The organism is Flavobacterium sp. 21.1, assembly GCF_057801535.1.
In genome coordinates this window covers 193,777-216,978 of sequence record NZ_JBYNXA010000005.1, presented here as the reverse complement: position 1 = coordinate 216,978, position 23,202 = coordinate 193,777, and the positions used below count along the sequence as shown (strand labels likewise).

At 33.0% G+C, this 23,202-nt stretch carries 28 protein-coding genes; 7 read left to right on the top strand and 21 right to left on the bottom strand.

Annotated elements, in window-relative coordinates; all coding sequences use genetic code 11:
- Positions 1-57: 57 nt before the first annotated feature.
- Positions 58-579 (bottom strand): hypothetical protein, encoded by a 522-nt coding sequence (locus tag AC3E9U_RS12885; RefSeq protein WP_488747327.1) that lies wholly within the window; start codon positions 577-579, stop codon positions 58-60.
- Between the two features lie 103 nt (positions 580-682).
- Positions 683-1,027, bottom strand: coding sequence for a c-type cytochrome (locus AC3E9U_RS12880; RefSeq protein WP_488747326.1), 345 nt, complete (start codon positions 1,025-1,027; stop codon positions 683-685).
- A gap of 209 nt (positions 1,028-1,236) precedes the next feature.
- On the opposite strand from AC3E9U_RS12880, the gene AC3E9U_RS12875 reads away from it, so the two are divergent.
- Entirely contained in the window at positions 1,237-2,592 is a 1,356-nt protein-coding gene (locus tag AC3E9U_RS12875; protein WP_488747325.1) for an RCC1 domain-containing protein, read from the top strand.
- Between the two features lie 249 nt (positions 2,593-2,841).
- Positions 2,842-3,600 (top strand): hypothetical protein, encoded by a 759-nt coding sequence (locus AC3E9U_RS12870; RefSeq protein WP_488747324.1) that lies wholly within the window; start codon positions 2,842-2,844, stop codon positions 3,598-3,600.
- A gap of 380 nt (positions 3,601-3,980) precedes the next feature.
- Here the strand turns inward: AC3E9U_RS12870 and AC3E9U_RS12865 are convergent, their stop codons facing one another.
- The 15 genes from AC3E9U_RS12865 to AC3E9U_RS12795 form a co-directional block, all read right to left on the bottom strand.
- Positions 3,981-4,574 carry a TIR domain-containing protein gene (locus AC3E9U_RS12865; protein ID WP_488747323.1) on the bottom strand — a complete coding sequence of 198 codons (594 nt, stop codon included), beginning with the start codon at positions 4,572-4,574 and terminating at the stop codon, positions 3,981-3,983.
- Positions 4,575-5,231 carry a TIR domain-containing protein gene (locus AC3E9U_RS12860; protein ID WP_488747322.1) on the bottom strand — a complete coding sequence of 219 codons (657 nt, stop codon included), beginning with the start codon at positions 5,229-5,231 and terminating at the stop codon, positions 4,575-4,577.
- Positions 5,231-6,664, bottom strand: coding sequence for an SIR2 family protein (locus tag AC3E9U_RS12855; RefSeq protein ID WP_488747321.1), 1,434 nt, complete (start codon positions 6,662-6,664; stop codon positions 5,231-5,233). The genes AC3E9U_RS12860 and AC3E9U_RS12855 overlap by 1 nt, the downstream gene beginning before the upstream one ends.
- A 3-nt stretch (positions 6,665-6,667) precedes the next feature.
- Positions 6,668-7,288 (bottom strand): toll/interleukin-1 receptor domain-containing protein, encoded by a 621-nt coding sequence (locus AC3E9U_RS12850; protein WP_488747320.1) that lies wholly within the window; start codon positions 7,286-7,288, stop codon positions 6,668-6,670.
- Between the two features lie 21 nt (positions 7,289-7,309).
- Positions 7,310-7,726, bottom strand: coding sequence for a hypothetical protein (locus tag AC3E9U_RS12845; protein ID WP_488747319.1), 417 nt, complete (start codon positions 7,724-7,726; stop codon positions 7,310-7,312).
- Positions 7,727-7,729: 3 nt separating this feature from the next.
- On the bottom strand, positions 7,730-8,533 hold the full coding sequence (locus AC3E9U_RS12840; RefSeq protein ID WP_488747318.1) for an endonuclease/exonuclease/phosphatase family protein: 804 nt from the start codon (positions 8,531-8,533) through the stop codon (positions 7,730-7,732).
- A 21-nt stretch (positions 8,534-8,554) separates the two neighbouring features.
- Positions 8,555-8,764, bottom strand: coding sequence for a hypothetical protein (locus AC3E9U_RS12835; protein ID WP_488747317.1), 210 nt, complete (start codon positions 8,762-8,764; stop codon positions 8,555-8,557).
- Positions 8,765-8,908: 144 nt separating this feature from the next.
- Positions 8,909-9,265 (bottom strand): hypothetical protein, encoded by a 357-nt coding sequence (locus AC3E9U_RS12830; protein WP_488747316.1) that lies wholly within the window; start codon positions 9,263-9,265, stop codon positions 8,909-8,911.
- An 11-nt stretch (positions 9,266-9,276) separates the two neighbouring features.
- Complete coding sequence (locus AC3E9U_RS12825; protein ID WP_488747315.1) at positions 9,277-10,332, bottom strand: type I restriction endonuclease; 1,056 nt, start codon at positions 10,330-10,332, stop codon at positions 9,277-9,279.
- A gap of 6 nt (positions 10,333-10,338) precedes the next feature.
- Positions 10,339-10,548, bottom strand: coding sequence for a TM2 domain-containing protein (locus AC3E9U_RS12820; protein ID WP_488747314.1), 210 nt, complete (start codon positions 10,546-10,548; stop codon positions 10,339-10,341).
- A gap of 3 nt (positions 10,549-10,551) precedes the next feature.
- Positions 10,552-11,169: a PH domain-containing protein gene (locus AC3E9U_RS12815; protein ID WP_488747313.1), complete on the bottom strand. Its 618-nt coding sequence runs from the start codon at positions 11,167-11,169 to the stop codon at positions 10,552-10,554.
- Positions 11,170-11,232: 63 nt separating this feature from the next.
- A complete protein-coding gene (locus AC3E9U_RS12810; protein ID WP_488747312.1) occupies positions 11,233-11,403 on the bottom strand; it encodes a hypothetical protein in 171 nt (56 codons plus the stop codon).
- Positions 11,404-11,548: 145 nt separating this feature from the next.
- Entirely contained in the window at positions 11,549-12,214 is a 666-nt protein-coding gene (locus AC3E9U_RS12805) for a response regulator (protein WP_488747311.1), read from the bottom strand.
- A gap of 5 nt (positions 12,215-12,219) precedes the next feature.
- The gene (locus tag AC3E9U_RS12800; protein ID WP_488747310.1) at positions 12,220-13,923 is read right to left on the bottom strand and encodes a tetratricopeptide repeat-containing sensor histidine kinase; all 1,704 of its coding nucleotides are present in this window, start codon (positions 13,921-13,923) and stop codon (positions 12,220-12,222) included.
- A gap of 50 nt (positions 13,924-13,973) precedes the next feature.
- Complete coding sequence (locus AC3E9U_RS12795; RefSeq protein ID WP_488747309.1) at positions 13,974-14,231, bottom strand: hypothetical protein; 258 nt, start codon at positions 14,229-14,231, stop codon at positions 13,974-13,976.
- Between the two features lie 333 nt (positions 14,232-14,564).
- On the opposite strand from AC3E9U_RS12795, the gene AC3E9U_RS12790 reads away from it, so the two are divergent.
- Complete coding sequence (locus tag AC3E9U_RS12790) at positions 14,565-15,458, top strand: hypothetical protein (RefSeq protein ID WP_488747308.1); 894 nt, start codon at positions 14,565-14,567, stop codon at positions 15,456-15,458.
- 92 nt (positions 15,459-15,550) lie between these two features.
- On the opposite strand, the gene AC3E9U_RS12785 is transcribed toward AC3E9U_RS12790, so the two are convergent.
- The 4 genes from AC3E9U_RS12785 to AC3E9U_RS12770 form a co-directional block, all read right to left on the bottom strand.
- Complete coding sequence (locus AC3E9U_RS12785) at positions 15,551-15,691, bottom strand: hypothetical protein (protein ID WP_488747307.1); 141 nt, start codon at positions 15,689-15,691, stop codon at positions 15,551-15,553.
- Between the two features lie 264 nt (positions 15,692-15,955).
- A complete protein-coding gene (locus tag AC3E9U_RS12780) occupies positions 15,956-16,759 on the bottom strand; it encodes a helix-turn-helix domain-containing protein (protein ID WP_488747306.1) in 804 nt (267 codons plus the stop codon).
- 60 nt (positions 16,760-16,819) lie between these two features.
- Positions 16,820-17,548 (bottom strand): SDR family oxidoreductase, encoded by a 729-nt coding sequence (locus AC3E9U_RS12775; RefSeq protein ID WP_488747305.1) that lies wholly within the window; start codon positions 17,546-17,548, stop codon positions 16,820-16,822.
- Positions 17,549-17,578: 30 nt separating this feature from the next.
- Positions 17,579-18,577, bottom strand: coding sequence for an SDR family NAD(P)-dependent oxidoreductase (locus tag AC3E9U_RS12770; RefSeq protein ID WP_488747304.1), 999 nt, complete (start codon positions 18,575-18,577; stop codon positions 17,579-17,581).
- A gap of 672 nt (positions 18,578-19,249) precedes the next feature.
- Here AC3E9U_RS12770 and AC3E9U_RS12765 point away from each other — a divergent pair.
- The 4 genes from AC3E9U_RS12765 to AC3E9U_RS12750 all read left to right on the top strand — a co-directional run bounded on the left by AC3E9U_RS12765 (position 19,250) and on the right by AC3E9U_RS12750 (position 22,670).
- Complete coding sequence (locus AC3E9U_RS12765; RefSeq protein ID WP_488747303.1) at positions 19,250-19,576, top strand: hypothetical protein; 327 nt, start codon at positions 19,250-19,252, stop codon at positions 19,574-19,576.
- Positions 19,577-19,898: 322 nt separating this feature from the next.
- Positions 19,899-20,315, top strand: a complete 417-nt coding sequence (locus tag AC3E9U_RS12760; protein WP_488747302.1) for a DUF3788 domain-containing protein — start codon at positions 19,899-19,901, stop codon at positions 20,313-20,315.
- Between the two features lie 374 nt (positions 20,316-20,689).
- The gene (locus AC3E9U_RS12755; RefSeq protein ID WP_488747301.1) at positions 20,690-22,060 is read left to right on the top strand and encodes a DUF1214 domain-containing protein; all 1,371 of its coding nucleotides are present in this window, start codon (positions 20,690-20,692) and stop codon (positions 22,058-22,060) included.
- Between the two features lie 238 nt (positions 22,061-22,298).
- On the top strand, positions 22,299-22,670 hold the full coding sequence (locus tag AC3E9U_RS12750) for a hypothetical protein (RefSeq protein ID WP_488747300.1): 372 nt from the start codon (positions 22,299-22,301) through the stop codon (positions 22,668-22,670).
- Positions 22,671-23,202 lie beyond the last annotated feature (532 nt).

Here is a 23,202-nt window from a genome sequence, read left to right as displayed (position 1 = left end):
TTCTTGATTCTTGTCTCTTGATTCTTTTCCCTTATCCCTTATATCCACTCCCAACGTCTATCTCCTCTCCAAAACAACATCAATCGGTCGGTTAGCTTTTCGCCCGAACTGAACTGTTTTCTCGGCCTGACTGGAGCAAAGCACATACATATTAAAAGCAAATAACTGTATGGTTTGCGTTTTGTATTTTTTACTAGGATCTTCGATTTTGACACTGAAATTATCTGCTGGAAAAGTAGCAGCAATTGACAACAGGTAATTATCTTTTGCATAAGGGAAAAACCAACGGGCTTTCGGATTTTCAGCAGTTATTTTATTTCTATTTTCATCAATCTGGTAATTCATTGAAAACTGCAGCGGTTTTCCATTGTCTTTAAAACTGTAAACATTATTCACATTTACCACCTCTTTCCCTAAACTGTCGACTACGGTAATTTTCAGGTTTTTGATATTTTCCTTTTTTCCGTCTTCATGCACATCCAAAACCAGATAAGATGTAAAGTCATAACCACAATGCATGGCAGGAATTTGCGCCTTGGCAGAAACGGACATCAGAAGTAATATTAAAAGATAACGCATCAGATTTAATTTGGTGTCAAAAGTACGAAAGCAAAAACGATTGCAAAAAGAAATCCCAAAAACAAAAGTCTTTGGGATTTATATATCTTAAAAACAACTTCGATTATATTTGCGCTGTCAGGTAATTGTAAACACTTGCAGCATCTTCATCTGAAATTCTGGCTTTCTTCTGCATTCTTCCTACAATTGGCTTCCATTGTTCTGCACTGCGACTGGAAGGTTCAAATAATTTGTGGCATTTTGCGCAATTGTTTTCATAAACCTGTTTACCATGAACTTGGTTTTCAGTCAAAACTTTATCAGTTGCCGTAGTAGTCTTTTTTACAACAAATGGGACTGCTTTTTCATTTACGTTTTCTTCTTTTTTGGTAGTTCGCACCATTTGTTTTGAGGCACAAGAGTAAATTAATAGCGACGCAATCGCCAATCCAAGTAATTTTAATTTCATGTTTTTTGATTTTAGGCCGTAAATCTAACAAAAAAAGCTCTTGAATCTAATGTTGCACCAATATTTTAAGAGTTTTACGAATTATTTAACACCCTTTAATTTCAGTCCCGAACCATTATAAATGTTAAAATACACGGTGATACTAAATTATTAAGAAGGATTTTTCTTTCTTTGCATCGAATACAAATTAATCAAAAAACGAAAATCACGTGAAGAAAAAAATTACAATTTTATTAATGACAATTAGCATTGCATCTTTTGGACAATGCTGGCAAAAGATCAGTGGCGGAACCAATCATAGTTTAGCCTTAAGAAATGATGGTACGCTATGGGCGTGGGGACTTAACACAAGTGGAGAATTAGGTATTGGTTCAAATGTCAATAAAAATGTACCTACGCAAGTTGGTACAGGAAACAACTGGCAAAGCATTTCTGCCGGAGGCGCTTATTCTTTGGCCATAAAAAATGACGGCACCCTTTGGGCTTGGGGCATAAACAATTACGGACAACTTGGCGACGGTACAACTGTAAATAAAAATGTCCCTACACAAATCGGTACAGCTACTAATTGGCAAACTATTTCTGCCGGAGCTTACTCATGTTTTGCGATAAAAAATAACGGAACCCTTTGGTCATGGGGTGAAAATAACGATGGTCAGCTGGGTCTTGGTAATTATACTGATCGTAGCGTTCCTACTCAAGTTGGTGTTGCAACCGATTGGCAAAATGTTTCCGGAGGAACAGGCCATTCCTTAGCATTAAAAACTAATGGAACACTGTGGAGTTCCGGGTATAATAATTTTGGCCAATTGGGTCTTGGAAATACTTTACCAGCAACTACTTTTACTCAAATCGGGACGGACACAGACTGGCAAGGTTTTGCCGCCGGTGGAAACCACTCTATTGCAAAGAAAAATAATGGTGTAGTCTATACTTGGGGCTTAAATCTTTATGGTCAATTAGGAGACAATACAAATACAAATAAAAATGTCCCAAATCCGGTTATGGACCAAGCTGACAGCGTTGAGGCCGGGTTTTCCCATAGTGCCATTATTACGAACAATCACAGTCTTTTTGCATGGGGTCAAAATGATTATGGTCAATTAGGCGATGGTACGACTGTAAATAAAAATGCTCCTACCTTAATTGGTACAGCTACCGACCGTAGTGTAATTGCAGATGGGAACCGATTCACACTTTTATTAAACCAGGATGGTTTCCTTTATACTTCCGGTAAAAATGATTTTGGACAACTGGGAGATGCAACACTTGCAAACAAAAATTCATTTACATCTATTATTTGTACAACGTTGAGCGCAAATCAATTCACAGCAAATCAGTCCCTAAAAGTTTATCCAAACCCCGTAAAAGATATTCTAACGATTTCCTGTGATAATGAAATAACTGCAGTTATTATTTATAATTTATTAGGTCAGGAAGTTTTAATGAAACCTGTCAACGCTACTGAAGGTAAAATTGATGTGGTACATTTACTTTCGGGAACTTATTTGATAAAAGTAACTTCAAATAATGTTACAAAAACGATGAAATTCATTAAAGAATAACTACGATTTTAAAAACAAAAAAGGGCTGTCTCATAAATAAGAGACAGCCTTTTTTATATTATTAAGAATGCTTATTTAACATCAATCAATTCTACATCGAGCCAGGATCCTAGAAAAAATCTGATTAGCATCCTTTTTATTTACGGGAAACCGTAATGATACGCTTGAGACTATTATTATTTTTAATGGAACCTTCTTATATTTAGAAGTTGGTAGTAATTTATTCAAAACGAAACTAAAATAACATTCATGAAAAAGTTAATCATACTTCTTTTAATAAGTGTAAAATGTATTGCTCAAGATTGTCCAAACAGAATCGGAGATTTTATTATAGATTATACAACAATAGACGATTTAGGATATATATTTCCTCATTCAAATTTCGAAAATTCAATAAAAACAATTGATAATTCGGATGAATATTTAGATTATGAAGTCGGACAAGATGAATTAGATCTTGAATATGCTGGCGATAATTCAATTTATGAAATCAAACCTGATGTCACAAAAATAAAATCTTGGTATAATGTTGAAATTGCGAGTTTTAATGACTCTATAAGAGTATTTTTTATACCAAACTATCAAACAGATGGATTGTCAATAAAAAATATTCTTCTAAAATTATACAACAATAAGTTATTTTGCATAAAAGCAAGTCTAACTAAAGATTATTCAAATATTTTTCTTGAAAAATATAAAGGGAAAGGTTCACAAATTGAAAACAAAACATCTCCTAACAATTGTAAAAACCCTAAATTTAAAAAATACACTAATAAATACACTAAATATTTTTTCTCATCTCCTGAGAACAAAATCAGAGCTATGCTTACTTTAGATTTTAAAATTAATAAATCCTGTGAAATAATAACAAATGACAATATAGAGATTTTTGAATTTGACATATATGTCGCAGATAAAAAGAAAATCGAAAACACTCTAAATAAATTGGAAGAAGAACAAAGAATAAGACTTAACGAAGAAAAGCAGCAAAAACTAAAAAGGTTTTAAACTGGTGCCAACAGCGATTTTAAGCAAGTCGAGCTTTTGGGTAAAACTGAAAACGATATTTTCATTCTATATAAAAGATGCTTTATTTAAAGCATCTTTTTTTATATCCATGAGGTAGTTATCAATTAATGATAAACAGTTATCCAAAACGGAGTATTTAAACTTAGCGTAACCACCACTACCCTACTTAATGTATTTTTGGGTTATGGAATGGTATGAAATTATAGGATTGATTGTGTCTGTAGTTACCGGGGTTTGGCTTAGGGGGAAGGTTTATGATGGGTGGAAGTATCGTGGGTATAATGATAGTTGGAGGAAAAGGGAAAGAAACATATTAAAAACGCTTCTTTTTAATATCTTTCTTTTTCTGAGATAGTGTCCTATCTGTTTGCCCTTTTTGCTGCAATTTCTATCCAATTAGTAAGCTCATTTTTACCATCGTCCCATACATAACTATAATCATTATATAAATCACTTAACAAATATTCTTTTCCACTTTGTTCTTTTGAAAAATATTTGTTTGTAACTTCAGGTAAGTCTTTATATTTAATCCAATTATTACTAAATTCAAAAAAAATAATTTTAGTCCCGTCATTACTAATTTGTAGTTTTAAGTATTCGAATGGATTTGGTCCAGGCCAAAATTTTGATTTTTTATTTTTATCATTTATCCAATTAATTCCAACACCTAAGACCCCTTTTCTTTCAACAAAACTTTTAATAATTTCATATCTCACCCACCTTCGTGAATATGTTTCACTTCCAATTAAAACACATGTAACACTTGTTCCTTTTAACGAATTATCAATAAGTGATTTTATGATTTTTACTTTTTTCACTTTTGCTTCTTCCCAAATTGAACTATCCTTGAACTTATTTACATTTTTTCTGAAATTATAACTATTACGGACTACATTGGCCCTAAAATCAATCACATCTTGATAATGAAATGAAAAATAAATACTTCTTGGCATTTATACTAAATTCTTTTTTATGTTGTAATCATTTTTATTTAAATTGATTTGAACAGCAGTATCTAAATGTGTATTAACATTTTCTTTAAATACTTCCCAAGTAACAGAATGTATATATGAAAAATAGCCCTCATAAACTACTAAGCCCTGACAAAGCCTAGTATTATTCTCCTTCTTATTAAACATATTTTTACCTATTATATCAAATAAATCATCGATCTTATATTGATGACAATTGCACATTTGATTATGTGTGTAAAAATAATCGTAGCTACCATCTATATCAGGAATTATTACAGCTAAGACCGCATTAGTCTTACTAGTCCTTCCTGCTCTTGATTGTTCCCTCAATGAATAAGATATTTCCCAAGGAATCCATTGTTCTCTCTCGGGAATGTTTTCTTTCATACCTTTAGTAATTAAAACAATCGTTATTGAGCTATCATATATTTTATCTCCCAATTTAGAGGCTATTGTTGCATCACTTAATGTACTCATGTCTTCTCCATCGTCTTCTCCTTTATTAATGTGGTCATCTTTATCCAATAAACTTTGAATTTCATCCACATAATGTCTAGCAGTTGTATAATTATTATTTGGTAAATTATAAACTTTATAGTCACTATATTTATACGAAACAAATATTTTCTTTCCCATTATTTATTCAGTTTATTAATTATGTTAATAATCTTTTTAATTAATTCCATCTCAGTTAAATGTTCTAAAGCCAATTCTTTTATCAAAGGAATTATCCACTCAATACCAGAATAGTATCTTTCAGCCTCTTCAATTATTATTTGATAGATTTCATTTGATGCATAACCTGTAGCTGCAATTGGAATTGGAACAAGTCCTTTTTTTATAGCGATTTCGAACTCCCTAATCACACCATTTGCTAAAACTATGTTTCCATCTCCATCATTTTTATTTCCAAAAACAAAAATTGCTATGCCGGCAAGCGAAATCATTTTTTGTCGATACTCTTCCCAAAGAACATTTAGCTTTTTTTCTCCAGTTTCAAATTGAGGAAATGGTTTCATTATTAATTGATCCTCAGAGCGTCTATCAGGCTTTTCATAGATAGCTTCTAATGAACCATTAATTACAGCACTTCCAATACCCCAGCCAAACCCGTTTACAATTCTAAACCCATCAGATATTATGGCTTTACTCAATGAATGGATAAATGATTGAGCTTGATTTCTATTCCAATTTCCGTAAATTTCGGCACTACCTGAAATAAAAACAGTTTTCTTTATATACCTTCTTTCTATCTCTTTTAAAATTTCTGTTATGTCTTTATAGTCATCAACTAATAGCGCTTTAATTTTATATCGTTTTAAGTCACCAATCATTAATTCCTGTTTGCGGAGATTATATTTAAAAATCTCTTTATCTTCATAATCACTTGAACTTTGTTTTTTTATAAAACAATAATGTTGTCTATTATTATCTCCAAATTGAGTATTCAATCTACTCAAAACATAATCAAGATTGGGATCTGTAAAACTAAAACCTATGAACAAGAAGGTTTTTGAAATTAAATCACTACTTAATTGTGTAATGAAATGTTCATGAGTTTTATAGTAATATTCATATTGTTGTTTAGTCAATATTGCATTCTCGGGATGTTCAACATCTCCGTGCATTTTATAGACTACTGCATCTCTTTTTGGTTTAGCCCAAGTTAATTGGTTTAAAGTATACTTTATATCAACTATTTTTAAATTATTATTTAAAGCAGTTTCAATTAACTTATCATAATTAGTAGTCCAGTAAGTATTGATCGGTAACCTAGCCAAAATTTCGTGATTTCCCGATGGCTCGGCCTGCTCTGAAAATTCTTGCAATATCTTCTTAATTATACCAGCCTTACCCCCCCTTTCGTTCACATGATACTGAGCCAATGAGATTAAATCATGTTCTTTGTCAACACTTAAATCTAATTCATCTGCAATGTCTCTTAAAAGTTCTGGCCAACTAACATAACCAACTGATTTAGACATCCCTGCACCAGCAAAAATTGCCACATTGTTTTCTGCTAAATCGTTAACAAAATCTTTAATAAAAGCTTCAATTTCTTTACTCATAAATTATCGTTGAAATGGTTTAGAACCGCTTAACCAAGCGGAAAAAATAATATATTTTGTTAGTGTCTCATGAACCCAAAGTGTTTCGGTATTTGTGCCTGATATTTTATCAACTTTAATATAGTTATAGATACCCAAATATTCAGAACCTTTAAAATCTGACTTACTAGTTTTGGAAATGGGTAAAACAGATACAGTTCCTTTAATTCCATCAAAATATCCAAGCTCCCAAGGCATCCATTTTGAATTTGAAGCATTCTCAGAAAAAGCGTAAACTAAAGATTTACTCTGTTTCATTCTTTGTTGAAGTAAAAGGGCCGTCTCTTTATTTACTTTACTTCTATCTAAAGAAGCATCTTCAATCCAATCAACATAAACACTAAATCCTAAATCTTCTAATTCTAGCTTCAACCCTACAACCAATTTAGCATCATCTGAACTATGAGATAAAAAAATATCGTAATTTTTTGAATTAGTGTTCGAAAATGTTTTTTGTTCATTTAAGCTTCTAGATAAAATCACTCTAGCTTTTGTGTTTGGGTTATCATAAATAGTTCCCGAAACACCACTTACAAACTCTCGCTGTATCCTTGACCTTAATTTGTCTTCTGTAAATAATGACATCTTAGTTTTTTAAAAATTTATTTACTCCGCTTCCAACTCATACTCATTCCCATCCGCATCCGTAGCTTTCAACTTTCCATAATCCACCCATTGCGCTTCCACTTCTACCTCATCTCCTTCAGGTGTAGTAACTGTCCCTGTACCGTATTTTCCATTCATTGAAACATTTCCCGAAACATCGTCACCATTTTCATTTTGACCAACAACATCGTAGTTGTATTCATAGTCACCCGAGGTGCCGGTACGGTATTCGTATTTGTGTTCTTTGTCTTCATGGTAGGTTGGATCGTCATGGGGTTCGTCATATTCAACTTTCTTAGTAGATACAAAACCTTGTACCTGAGAATCCGAACTGTTGTCGTATGACTCCTTGTTTTCCTTGCAGCTAATTAAGCTGGTTAAAACAAATAAAAATACTAAAAGAGTAATTTTTTGCATAAGCTATTTTAATTTTATTGTTGCCCATATTGGGACATGATCTGAAATTTCTCTTGTTTTTTGTATGTCATCAAAGTCTTCGTAAAAATGAATAACATTGTAGTTTACCACTTCGACTTTTGAGGTATTTATAAAGATATTATCGTATTCTGACGCCAGACAATCTGAGCCATTACATTGCCTTTTTAATGAAGTTTTCTGGTTTTGAAAAACAGGTTTATACCCTAAACTTTTTAACGGCCCGAAAACGGAGTGTGATTGCGGACAATTAAAATCGCCCAGGAAAATGAGATTTAGTTCCGGATATACTTTGGGTAAAAATTTAAAGTATTTGATTTCGGTTTCCGGCTGTAGTTTTTTGGTAATTGCGTGGAAATTTGAAAGAGTGAAGTTCTTGCCTTCATATTGAAAAGTACAGTAGTAGGGTTCCCGATCTATTTCAAGCTGATACTTTTCTTCAAGCCAGGCATCACCTATTTTCTTAACGTTTGAAGTCTTCCAAAGATAGGCATATCGCTCTTTTTTGTATTTACTACCCGAAGTAGGATTACTTACTACATAATCCCATTTGGCTCCTTTACGATTTAAGATATCGGCTAGTTTGGCTATGGTTTGTGCTCCTCCTCCATTAGGAACTACTTCCTGAATTGCGACTACATCAAACTCTCTAATGGAGTTTGCAATGTAAAGTAGATTTTCGTCAGACTTTGAAGAACCTATATTTTCTATATTCCATGAACATAATTTAATTTGTGCATAAAACAAATTTGAACAAAGGATGAGTAAAACTAATAGGCTCTTCTTCAAAATATTGTTTTTAAATTCTGATTAATCTTCCCAACCGCATAAGGTTAATCCGTACCCCTGCGCTTCTTTGAGGGTTACTTTTTTAACTTCATGACTACATGAACTCAATCCCCGGCAATTTTCTTTGTAGTGGTATCGTTTTGCCCCTGTCGCACCGCAGATATAAACATCTGAGTCGGTACTAAAAGATGATGTTATAACAAAAACTAATGATAAAGCGAGTAGTTTCATATCTGTTTGTTTTTTAGGTTATTAAAGATAGTATTTTTCCAAAAAAGGGAAAATCCAAAAAGTTATCTTTCACAAATATGTTATAGATTGTTTTTTTTTCAGATCTTCGATCTTGAGTTTAGCGGAATATTTGAGGTATGTTTTTTATTCTTTGTCAAAAGCCTCCTTCACTCTATCTGACAAAAAAACATTCCCAAATACTCCAAAGCCAATGGCTGTTTCTTCTCCTTTATATGCAATTTTTGTGATGGAAAAAATCAAATAATTCTCGCTACTTACACCATTTTCAACCATCGTATTAATTAGTGAAGTACCTAACATACTTCCCAACGCAGAAAACCCATTTTTAGGTATTGATTCGTCTTCGTCAATTGACTTTTGATAATATGCAGTAATTCTAGATTTTACAATTTCCTTATGCATGGCTTGATTAGGATTTGTAAAAATTGCTAAGATTAGAACTATTCCTAAAGCTATTAAGAGTATTCGTCTTGTTTTCATATTTCTGATTTTTAATTTTCTACTTCGTAAATGTTTACTGTCTCCAACAACTCGTTCTCAAAATTATAGATATCATCAATTGTTTCAAGCAATTGACGATTTTCATTCCTGTTTTCATTGAAAAGACCTAGGTACTTTTTACCGCCATTAAAATGTAGCCTACAAAGTGGTTTACGGTTGTTATCGTCAAGAAGAACTCCAAAATATGATTGTGTATCACGATGTACGATGCGGTGGGTAGGTATTTTTCTTCTAAGAATTGCAACTACAATTCTATATGCTTCAAGTTCTTCATCTGTAGTTGTAACTTTAGACACCTCAGACTCCTCAATTTGATCTTTCACCTGAATAACAACTTCTTTATTTAAAGCTAAATGTAATCGTTCGTTTATCTTTTCGCCAATTAGCTGGCCAAACGCTTTTTGAACAAGTTCTTTAAATTCGTCGATTACTTTTTCAGTCAATCTGCCATTATAAACTTTATTCGCAAATAATCGAACAAATTCTGGAGATGGTTTATCTATTTCACTATCAATTTGCTTACGAATCTCTTTAATGAATTTAAGTGAACTTGCATTATCCAGAATCTTATTAATATCAAAATTTGATTTGTGGAATTTAGCTACTTCATTTACAGCACTATCTTTCAAGTTTGTAATATCAAATTCAAAAAATGGCTTTTCATCCATCTTGTTTTTCTCATCCAGATCGGTAAAAAACTGATATTGAATTCCGTTAGTTAATAGAGCAAAACGCGTTTTACTAACATGAAAATACCGGAATAATTGCGAACCGTGAATTGTTAAGTTTTCCTTCCAATTCTTACATTCTATAATCATTATAGGCTCTCCATTCTGAACAATAGCATAATCTACTTTTTCACCTTTTTTTATACCAATATCAGCCACATACTCCGGTACTACTTCCAGTGGGTTAAATGTATCGTAACCAAGTGTATTGATAAACGGCAGTACGAAAGCATGTTTCGTAGATTCCTCTGTTTCTATTTTATCTTTTAACTGATGGATTTTATCGGCTAAGGATTTCAGTTGTGTTTGTAGTTCCATAATTATCTAATACTGGTTATTATATTTTAGATTAAATGTATTTTCGGACATAAATAAAAATCCAAAAAATTCAAAGAATGCAAGTAGAGCTGGAATCAGAGTCCAACAAAACAGAATATATAAAATTCCTTGTACCGATTTTCCTAGATAGAATTTATGTATTCCAAGTCCACCTAAGAAAAATGCTAAAATAGCTGCAGTTTGTTTATTTTTCATAAGTTACATTTTAGATATTACTTCTGCTTTTTTCACATCAAATTCTTCTTGAGAAATTATGCTACTGTCTAATAATACTTTTAGCTTTTGAAGAACAGCAACGGGGTCTTCTTGAACTGTTTGATTTAAATGGTTTGCTTGTGAAGAATCTGGTAAATTGGTATTTACGACAATTCCACCACCCGCAGCTGCTCTTTTATCTTCCAAAGCGAGCTGTCTTCTAAATTCAATCATTTGCTCTTCTTTTCCTTGTCCAAATTGATACAATTTTCTTGCCTGAGCTTTTGGCAGATAATCTAACATATTCAAACCTCCCTTTAGTGTTTTAATTGAGAATGTTGCCCCCATAATACCCTCTTTCAGATGGCAATCTGCGATATCTTTCCACGCATAATCTTGAAAATCCATAGATAATCCGAGAATTTTTGGCCTGCAAAAAATTATTCTTTTATTAGTTAATGCTATACAATCCGGGGAAAGGTTTAATGCTGGTTTCTTTTGTACTGCAACATATTCTACCTGTTCACCATTTGTAAGCAAACCATTAACTTTGACCATTAGCTTCTCAACAGCTTTCGGATCTTGTTCTTCGTTTAGAAACTTTTTTAAATCGTTGATCATATCTTATATTTTTTTAATTAAATTGATTCATAAAGTGGCCAAAATTTTGACCACTTTAAAAAATTAAGCATGCTGAGCTAGAGCCCACGTTACTGATTTACCCGAATAAGGAGGCATCGTATTTCCTTTTGCTATAGGAGCCGTTGTTGAAGGTGTTCCAACAACTTTCCATACTCCTGATTCAGGACAATTTTCGCCAGTTTTGGCAGTCGTTCCAATTGGTGCTTTTGACATCTTTAAAAAATTTAATAATTAATACACCAAACTTAATTTCAATAAACACCAATTCCTTACGGGAAACCGTAACACAATAACATTTTCAAAAGGGCACAAAAAAAGCACCCTATAAAAGAGTGCTTTTGGTTTATATTATCAATTTCTATACTACACCGAGGTCTTTAGCTATTGCTACGAGATGTACTGTATTGTTAGCTTTAAAATAATCTTTTAATTTGGCTATTCTTTTTTCGACAGTACTTTTACTGTTTGGAGTAATACCAGCCTGTTTTAAGGTTGATTCCATGTTTTCCTGTTGAATCCCAACTGATAGATATTTCAGCAATTTAATATCGAAATCATCTATTTCATTAACTGTTTTGTCTTTGCGGACATGACTTAATTCCGATGAGATAAATTGCTCATGCTTAAATGCATTTTTTATTGCTGTTTTAAGTTCTTCAATACTGCGCCTCCCTTTAATAACAAAACCATTTACATGATATTTATCAAACAAGGCTTTAATTCTATATGGTTTGTCCTCAATTGAAAAAGCAATAATCTTTAGATTCGGCTCGATAGATTTAGCAGCTTCGATAAGTTCTTCTCCTGAATTTAATGTAGACTCTTTATAATCTGCCTTAAATGATAAATCGGTAATAAGCAGATCGAATGGTTCATTATCCCGTATTGATTTTTTTATTTTCAGAATTGCATCATCACAGTATTTTGAATAGTCTATAACGGGGACTTTCAACTCATTTAAAACCTGGACGACAGCTATATCATTTAAATCTACATCGTCAACTATTAAAGCCTTTTTAAACATAATATCTATTTTGGAAGTGAAAAACTTACTCTGAACCCTTTATCGATTTCTGTTTCAAAAGTAATTGTTCCTTTTATTGCCTGAATACGGTTTTCCACATTTTTCAAACCATTCTTTAAATTTAACTGATTTGAAATTCCTATGCCGTTATCTGAATATGTAAAATGAACCGCATGGTCGTTATTTTCAAATCCTATTACAACAAAACTAGACTGACTGTGCTTTTTCATGTTTACCATAAGTTCCTGTAGAGCTCTAAACGCTATTACTTTGCTTTCCGGTTGTACTTTCTCCCAGTTAATATCATAATTATCTTTAATGATTACTTTTATCTCACTATTTTGAAAATTGGTAATCATTTGTTTTAGATTGGATTCAAAATGATGACCTGTCTCAATCTCACTATTTTCCCTTGAGATATTTCTTGCTCTGTTATATATTTTATCCAGGTTGTCTATAAGAACTTCTTTGTTATTCGGATTTTGCAAGTCTTGAGTTTCTGCAAATGACATGGTCTGAAAGACATCGTTTGCCAGTTCATCATGTAGTTGTTTGGAAATTCTTGTTTCGGTATCATATACTGCCTTTTCTTTTTCTCTCTTACTTCTATTTCTAAGATGTCTTACAATCAAAACGATTGATATTAGAAGCAATGTAAGACCAAAGAATGATAAAAGTCTTTGGGTTTTAACTCTTTCTAATTGCAATGCATTTTCCGTTTTTTCTAATTTCAGTTTCTGATTTTCCTCTTTTTCTTTTTTTGAATCGTACTTAATTTTGGCAAATTGATTCTTAGCATTATTTCTAACTTTCGTTATACTATCATTTAATGCCAAATACTTCGTTGAATATAAGTTCTTACCAGACGTACTATTATTTACCATCAAAAATGAAAGGGCTTCTAATCTTTCGTCTATGCTTTTCAGGGCAGTAGCATTTTTATAGGCCTTTGCCGCATATTCATTTGACTTTTGAAGATTCTGATTTTGGTAAAATTCTGCTAAATGCAAATAACTTTCTATAATTCCGTAGTTATCATTTATTTTATTCCTTACTTCAACACCTTTGTTCAAGCAAACCAAGCCATCCGCAATCCGGTTCTGTTTAAAATAGGCGTATCCCAAATTATCTATTACCCTAGCTTTCTTAATTTGAAATGTATCTAGATCTAAAAGCCGCGTTTTTAAAATAGATTCTAAAATAATAATCCCCTTTGAAGGCTGTCCTTTTTGAACATATACATTGGCTATATTATTAAGTGGTGATTGTTGGTCAACCTTATTTGTACTACTACCTAAAGCTAACGTGTAGTATTTAATAGCATCATCATAGTTTTTTTGTTCTTTAGATATTATACCTAATTGATTATAAGCGGCAGCAATATAGATTGGATTTTTATATTTCAATAATTCTGTAATCGTTTCTTCGCTTCCATTATAATCGCCATAAATTTGTTGTGCTTCTGCTATTTTATTTAGGCAGTAGGGAACGTAAATGCTATCACGATCTAATTCGAATATCTTTTTGGATTTACTGTAATAAGTGAAAGCGCTGTCAATTTTTTTATATTTAAAATATTCATCCCCTTTTTTAAGTAACGAATAAGCATAATGGATATCTTGCTTTGAAGGCAATGCATCTTTGGGCTCTTTAGTACAAGAAAAAAAAGAAAGTAGTACAACTAAAATTAAAAACGGGGAACGCACCATAAAAGTTACTTTCCCCGAAATTAGTAATAATTAGCAAACTTAAAAGTTTTTTATGGTTTTGGAGGCGGTGGTGGTGGCACAACGATTGGGTCATCTCCAGGACCGGGATCTCCCACCTGATTTGTGGTTAGTGTATCATTCACGGGAATGGTATCACCTTCACGTAAAAACATTGTATTATAATCTGCTTCGATTGGAAAACTATTTGTTTTACCTAAAGCATTTCCCATACTGTCATCATCAGCAGAACAAGAAATCACCGTGCTACCTAAAGCCACAAAAGCAACTAATAAAAGTATTTTTTTCATTTTTGATAAAATTAAAATTGGACATAGGCATTGCTGTTCAGAACCATTCTGAATTCATTATTAAGGCAATGCCGGTTTATTTTGGGAAGTGTAGTGTGCCTAAATCGCAGTGAAAGAATTATACTTCCCGAACAATTATTCAAAGCGATCTTTGGCAACACTATGTAGAACTAGTTTTGTACATTTGTTCTAATCGCGATATAGAACTGTAACTAATTATGAAGCAAAGTAAAAGCGTTTCTATGTCAGTATTTATACGGAATTCCGAGGTTTCCTAGCTTTCCGAATAGTTCCTGGAAATTCCCAGGAATTCCTAAAAAATCCGATATGCTTATGATGAAAAATACTTTAGATGATTATAAAAAAGCCGTAAGAAATAAGTATGAAATAGAGAAATCAGGAGTTCATTCCGATTCTCTCTTAAACCCTTCGAGGGCCAAACTAAGAAAGTTTTGTTTTGAACTTTTTAAAGAAAATCCTAATGATGACGATTTAAAAGTTTTCCAGTCATTTTTTAAATTTGAATTCAGTATTGACTGTGGCAAAAAACTAAAAGGAGAGACAGACAGATTCCGACCTATTGGAACTTTTTTTCAAGGAGAAACTGAACCGGCTGACATTGAGACTATAAATATGGCAGCAATTCTAGTGAATTTTGAGCCTAGACCGTTTTTGAAATTTTCGAAAACTAATAACACTACCGACGTTATCATAGAACCTGTTGTTTCTAGAATACCTGAAGAGAAAACCGCAGCAGTCACAACTGTTAGTCCTTCCGCACCTATCTCCAACTTAGACGTTCCACAAAATGCAAAAAACACAAATATTAAGAAGATACTAGATAAAAAATTAGTTTTACTGTTAGTACTTCTAGGAACTTTGGGAGTTGGATTTACAATAAAACACACCCTTTTTTCCAAAAAACAATGCATGGAATGGCATAAGGATCATTATGAAATTGTTGATTGTCCGGAAAAGGCAAAAGACTCGGCAAATTTTGATCATAAAATCCCAATGGATGAATCATTATTAAAAATGAGAAGAATATGGGCATGCGATACTACCACTTTTTTTAAAGAAGGTAAAGCAGTGTTGTGGTATTATAAAGTAGATGATGAAGTTGAACTGTATAATATGCCTGGGTTTCACCCCGTAAATGACAGACCACTGAAGGCTATAACTCCTTATATGGTTAAAACCCATTTTTCTAAAAACAATAAAAAATAACATTGATTTTCTTCTTTCCTTATAAAACAAAAAGACCTAACCCCAATACCGGGTTAGGTCTTTTTGTTTGCTCGAGAATTTAAAAAAAACATTTAATCTTTAGGCTTATGGATGTGAGGCTTTAAATCCGGATGCTTTGGCTTGTTTGGTGGAGTAACCCGATGTCTTCTATCAGGTGTCCCGTCAGGTTTATTTGGTTTTGGACCAGGCTTAATTGCTTCAATTTTGTTCATAGTAAATTGTTTTTAAGTTGATAACATATTTTGTTTCTTACTAACAAAGAACATAAATAGACCGATTATTTCATTGCGGGAAACCGTAATAAAAAAAATGAGTTTGATAATAGTACACAATCCGTATTTATACAGAATTTGATTGGTGAGGGTGAAAAGAAAAGGCTAGACACATTATATGCGCCCAGCCCTATATGCTGGATCCCTTTGGAAACAGATTATTTAATAGTTTTTGGACATATCTTTCTTCATGATACTCAACTCTTAAAGCAATTGTGTTGGAGAAAGGCCATATTGTTTCTTAAAGGCAAAAGAAAAGTGTGACAAGTCCTCAAAACCAACTTCAAGGTAAACATCAATAGGTTTTTTCTTTTTTTCAGCTAATTGATAATAGGCTAATTCAAGTCTTTTATAGGTCAACCATTTTTGAGGAGTGGTATTGAAATGATTTTTGAAATCCCGATTGAATGTTGATAAGCTACGACCCGTTAAGTAGCCAAATTTTTCCATAGGCATATTAAACATAAAATTCCGCTCCATAAAACTAATCAAATCCACCTTACCTGGGGCATCAAAATTTGCTAAAACATTATCCACACCCTTATCTATTTCCCTCAAAATACTTATAGCTTCAGTAATTTTTAATGAAGCAATATTTTCAGGAAACTCACCTTCCAGATCAAAATACGGTATTACTGAAGCTAGACAACTTTCTAATAATGGGTGATTATTGAAACTGTATATCTTTTGTTCAACTTTATACTTTTTGTCAATATCAATTTTCTCATAGAACTTTTTTAGACGTTCAGCTGACAAATGCATTACCACCGTTTTGTGAGGCTGTCCGTTTTTAGGATAATTTATTATTGTGGCCGGAAGGTTTCTAGGAATTAAAAATATATCACCCGTCTTAAAATAGAAAGTAGTATCAGCTTGGATTATTTTTGTTTCACCTGAAATGAACCAAATCAGCATGTGGTCATCAAACATTAAATCTGATTTAAACAATTTATCATCGTAGCTGGACAGTTTAATATCTTTTGTTAAATATTTTGAAATATGTTCCATCTAAAAAAGCTATTTTCAATAGACTAATTTAATAAAAAGAGGACTTTAATCCTCCTTTTATTAAATAGATTGCCCACCATCAATTAAAAATTCCGAACCGGTAATAAACAATGCCGCATCACTTAATAAGTAAGTGATTAAATTTGCCACTTCACATGGCTTGCCAAAACGTAACAACGGAATACTATTTATCATTTGCTTCTCTATATTCTTATCCAAACCAATTTTATCCATAATTTCTGTAGCTACAGGACCCGGACTTACAGCATTTACCCTTATTTTTCTTGGAGCCAATTCCACTGCTGCTATTTTCATGACAGCATTTAACGCCGCTTTACTTGCAGCATAAACCGATGCATTAGGTGGAGAAATTGTCGCAGATGTTGAGGATAAAAATACCACAGAAGCACCATCATTCAGAAATGGAATAAACATACTTAATGTAAAAAAAGCACCTTTAAAATTAACATCCATTACTTCATCAAACATCTCTTCAGTTGTAGATTCTATAGGAGCAACCCTAGTTATTCCAGCGTTAATTAACAACATGTCTATTTTACCAAATTGTTTATGGACTGCTGATGCTAAACCATTGATGTCTATGAGATTGGATTGGTCAGCTACTATACCAATCACATCTAATTCCAAAGCCGCTTTCTCTATTGCTTCTTTTCTCCTTCCAGTTATAACTACCTCAGCACCTTTCTCTTTAAGTCCCTTCGCTGTTGCATACCCAATTCCACTATTGCCACCTGTGATAACAGCAACTTTACCATTAAAATTTTTCATTTTTCAAGATTTAAAAATTAAGCGATCGATTTAGGAAAGTTGGAATGTAACACCTGTCATTTGTTCACTTAAATCCCATAATTTCTTGGCATTTGTTTCATCTAAAGAGTAAAGCTCAACACCGCTTGTTCCAATACTATTTTCATTAGCTAATGGAGCAATATCAACATCTTCACAATAAACACCCCCTATATTACCAAGTGCCGCACTTGTAGCACACCAAACAGTTGTAGCGGCACCTTGAGGGATTGTTTTTAATCTTGCCGCCACTTCAGGTAACATATTTCCATCGGCATCCAAGAAACCCATTTTTTGGAATAATTCTAATGAAGCCTCTCTAGCTAATTCCGTTCCAGCTATTGAACCAGGGTGTAATGAATAGGCCCTTACATTAAATGCTTTGGCACGGTTGTCAAGCTCAAGGGAAAATAAATTACTGGCCGTTTTTGATTGTCCGTAAGCCTGTAAAGTTTCATACTCTCTGTCAAGGAAATTCGGGTCATCAAAATTGAAAGGAGCCATTTGGTGGCCAAGAGAAGATACGTTGATTACTCTCGCACCATTAGCCTTTTTAAGCGCTGGAAATAATCTTGCTGTTAAATGAAATTGCCCTAAATAATTAGTCGCCAATTGCGATTCAATACCCCTGCTGTCTCTACGCAATGGCACCCACATAATACCAGCATTGTTTATAAGCAAGTGCAAAGGTCTGTTTGAAGCTAAAAATTTTTCTGCAAATGAATCAATAGAAGCAGGATTCATAATGTCCATTGTTTCTAATTCTACATTTTCAATGCCGTCAAGATTTATTTTAGCCTTCTCAACATCTCTCGCGGGTACGATTACTGTGGCTCCAGCCTTTGCAAGTGTTATAGTGGTTTCAAGGCCAATGCCTGCATTTCCACCGGTCACGATTACAATTTTTCCTTTAAGGTCAATACCTTTAATCACATCGTTTGTTGTTGATGTTGCGTCAAATCCTGAACCTATTGGTTGTTGTAACGCTCCCTGATAATTACTCTGTCTCATTTTATTTTTATTTAAAAGTTATAAGACAAAATTAGATACATCACCTCCGCATGACTTTGTTGAAAATGTCAATTTACTTTGTTGACAATGTCAATTGAATAATAACAAAAGACCGCATCAGAAAACGTTCATATAAGCTCCATAATTGGTTAGGGTTTCGTGGAAAAGGAAAGGATGGATATATGACGCGCCCATCCCTCTATCCCGAATGCCATTTATGGAAAGTCAATATTTATATAAACCAAAATCCTAGCTTTTTACGGTTAGGATTTTTGTTTGAAATGCTTTGGATGCTTCAGCTACATTTCCGCCTTTACTTTGCAAGAGCACGAGCGGGACGCTCGCGCTAGCGGGGGAGGGAAGGTTTATGATAGCGCGAAGAACCGGGAGTATAATGGTAGTTGGAAATATAGAAAATGAAAGGCGCTTTTGGGGTGTCTTTTTTTGTTTACGAAAAACCGAAAACAGTTGTTTATTTATAAAGGAAATACATCAACAAAATTATTTAAGAACAGTATAGTTGAGATAAGTAAGCCTAAAGAAATCTTTTTTTATTGTGCCCTATTGTATTTTATAATTCCTGAAACCAAATTAATTACTCTTTTTCCTAATAAAATAAAGATTCAAATTGGTATATTTGACTCCCCCTAAATCTAACACCAAACTTTAAAAATGACATTGTACAACATTGTGCTAAAATTTAGCAGAATTCAATCTTTTTCAGACACATCTGAATTCGTTTTAGATCTTATTGCCAATAAACACTTCAAACTTGATTATTTTGGTAGGCTAAGTACTAATGACGTTTGTCATTCTGAAAAGGAAATGCAAAACACAACCTTGGTGAGTATCCTATTTGATATGAAATCTCAAGATTTCGTTTTAGACGAGACTCTTACTGGCCATGAACTTGGTCAAGTTATCAAAGCCATTATTACATCTTATGATAAAATTGGGGTTAAAAACACCGGAAAGGATATTACTATTTATTGCAGATAATGTTTTGCTTTATTTGTAGCTACTTTTGGTGAAGACTACAAAAATATAGCATCGGGTATTGTGGTAGTTGAGTACTACCCTACTTATTGTTGTTTTGGGTTATGTAATGGTATGAAATTATAGGGTTGATTGTATTTGTGCTTGCCGGTTAAGGGGGAAGCTGTATGATATTTGGAGGAACCGTGGGTTTAATGGTAGTTGGAGGAATATAAAAAAGCTTTAGGGCGTTTTTTTTGGGTAAAATTTAAATAGTTATATTCGTGATTGAATACATTTATGAGTTAGCAGAGAGCGGACCCAAAATTGCACATAAACAAAAACTATGAAAAGTATATTTGCTGACAAAAATATAAAACCAACAGACAAGAATTTAGAAAATGGATTGGGTGAAACATTTCATATTTGGAAAAGCTTCGAAGATTTCACAAAGAAAAATTATCCAGATGCAACCTGTGAATGGAATTTTTCTGGAGAAAAGTTTGGATGGAGTTATAGAATAAAAGACAATAAAAGAGTTTTAATTTATTTACTTCCAAGAGATAAATTCTTTAAAACCGCTTTTGTATTTGGACAAAAAGCAACGAACCAAATTATGGAAAGTGACATTTCGGAATCTATTAAAAAAGAACTAAAAGTTGCAAAAGCAAATGCTGAAGGACGAGGACTAAGAATTGAAATTAAGGATCAATCAAATTTTGAGGACATTCAAAAATTAATCAAAATTAAAATATCAAATTAAAAGGCCATCTGCTAACAGCGGTTTGCAGCAAGTGGGGTTTTAGGGCTAAATTTAATGTTGGTTTAGTATTTGTAAACTAAATCTTAAATAGATACTTTTGGGAAAACAATCCCCCACCTGAAGCAAGCTGGCGGGACGTTAGTTACTTGAATCCACCCTCCGAGATTTTTACGAGCAATTGAAAGTAATCATCGAGTTCAGTTTATCAGAAATATCTCAACAAATACTTAGGTATTGAAGATAATTTTCGGTATAAAATAAACCTCTTGTTTTTTTCTTCGAATTCAAATTTAGCACTTAAAATTCATTTTTTTTTTGTAAGTTTATGCATTCAACATATTGATATTCAACATCAAATTTATTAATTCATAGAGATGAAAAATAAGTGCAAATTGTTATCCGTTATGATTGCTTGCATTTTTTTAATGTTTTTTTTGGCATGTAGTCAGAAAAAGAGCAACAACGATTCAACACATAAACCTAACAATGATGCGAAGACCGTGGATATGGGAGAAATTTCTGCATTAACCGATCAGGATATTGCCAATGCTTATATCTATATGTTAGGAAGAGAGTTGGTTTTAAAACAGGAAAAATTGGATTTTGAAAAGGAAGGTTTTAAATGGAACCACATTGTATACCGTAGTCCCGGAGGAGTCGCATGGGCAAATCCCAATCTTGATGTAGCGTACAGCGAAGCATGGGTGGCTGTTGACGAAAACACTTGCGTACTGTTAGAGATACCCAAGATTAAAGGACGTTACTATACCTGGCACATGTTGAATGGTTGGGGCGAAACGTTGATTAACATAAATGAGCGGACGTTCCCGCAACATCCATTTGGAAAATTTGCTTTATGTCTTAAAGGAAGTAATCCTAAAATTCCAGAAGGGTGCTTACGTGTCGATATCCCTTCCAAAACTTCCCGTGTATTAGCTCGAATAGAACTTGGCGACGATGTAAGAGAAGCTGTTAGATTACAACATTTATTCAAGTTAATCCCGCAGGGAGAACCCAAAATTGAAAAGCCGGTGTCTGTAAAACTGATTGAAGACACGAATTTACCTGGGGCAGAGATGTTTAAAAATGTTTCTCAAAAAATAGAAAGCGAGCCGGATATTAATGAAAATATGGAAACGATTCAAGCCAAAGCTAAAGCAACAGAAACGTTAGTGAATTCTGGTATAAAAGGCATGACAAGAGTTGACAGCATTATTAAGAAAAAAGGAATTCCCTTACTTCATCAAACACTACATAATCTAGGAGTATCAAAAAATGGATGGACCAGACCTAAATCTGTTGGCAACTATAAGGATGATTATGCTGTGCGAACGGCGGTTAATTATGGTGGAATCTGGGCTAACAACATGGGTGAAGCAACCTATTTCATAAGTAATGGTAATGATGGTGGCACGACATATACATTAACCTTTCCTAAAGAGCAATTACCTTCAGCAAAGTCTAGCTATTTCTGGTCGGTGATTGCAGTGGATGCAATAAAATTTCAAGTGCTCCCTAATTCATTAAAACGATATTTGCTGAATAAACAATCAGGTTTAAAAAATAATCCAGATGGTTCCTTAACACTTGTATTTGGCCCTAAACCACTAACTGAATATCCAAAATCAAATTGGTTACCGACCATCGCAGGACAGAAATATAATTTGACATTTCGTTTGTATGGAGCGACCAAAGATGTGACAGACGGAAGTTATTTTCCTCCTGAGCTTCTAAAAAAAAATTAGGTCTTATTGTAAATTTCTTTAAAAAAAGTGATGTTGACAAATCCCTCAATTCTAATTCATTAATATAATAAACAAAAGCTAACAGTGGTTTCATGAAATTGGGGCTTTAAGGCTAAATTAAAAGGTATTTTATATATTTGACTTCTGTGCAACGGCAAGGGTTGGGAACTTATAAATCTCAACTTTATAAAGACACGGGACGTTACGAGTCATTAACTTGAATGCAAAATCCTGAAATATGAATGAGCAAATCAGAGTACTAAAATATATTTCCTGTCTTTGCTTTATAATTCCTGGATTTTATGGTCTTGTTCAAACTTTGGTCACTGAACCTGACTATTGGATTCGTGATTTTATAATTTTACTTATCATGAGCTCGCCACTGATAGTTAATAAGAGATTTTTTTACGTTGGTTATGGAATACTAGCAGGTATCATTTCTTTGTCTGTAGCTTTTATATTTGCTTTTAAAAGCACACCAATTCAAAACGAATCTTTCTTTCCTTATTTATTGACACTTATTTTCTTTTTATTAATTTTTTCATCGTCATTAATACTGATTTATATTGGAACTTTTTCTGCTGAAAAGAATAGGTTTAGATTGATCTAGTTAAACATCTTAACGGCTCATAACAGCGGTTTTGAGCAAGTAGCGTTTTAAGAACCAAACTAAAAACTTATTTAATATTTATACAAAAGATGCTTCAGGGCATCTTTTTGTTTTTATAACAACATAATGTAGTTGTTAAAAACGAAGCTTTCAATATTATGTTGGCGAGGTACTATCCTACTTGCCGTATTTTTGAGCTATGGAATAGTACGAAATTTTAAGGTTAATTGTATTTGTGCTTGCCGAGGGTTTGGTTTAGGAGGAAGTTTAGTGATTATAGGAAGAATTTTTACTCTGGGCATAATGGGAGTTGGAGGACTCGAAAAAAGAAATGAGAGGCGCTTTAAGCGTCTTTTTTTATTTACGGGAAAACGTAACAAGAGAATGAGTCCCAAAATACTATACAAATACGTATTTATACGTAATTTACTGATTATCAAAAATAAAAATCATTTGGTAACCACAATTATTTTATTTGTTGTATCTTTACAGGACTCAAATGATTAGAGATTCACATTTCTAATTGTTAGGT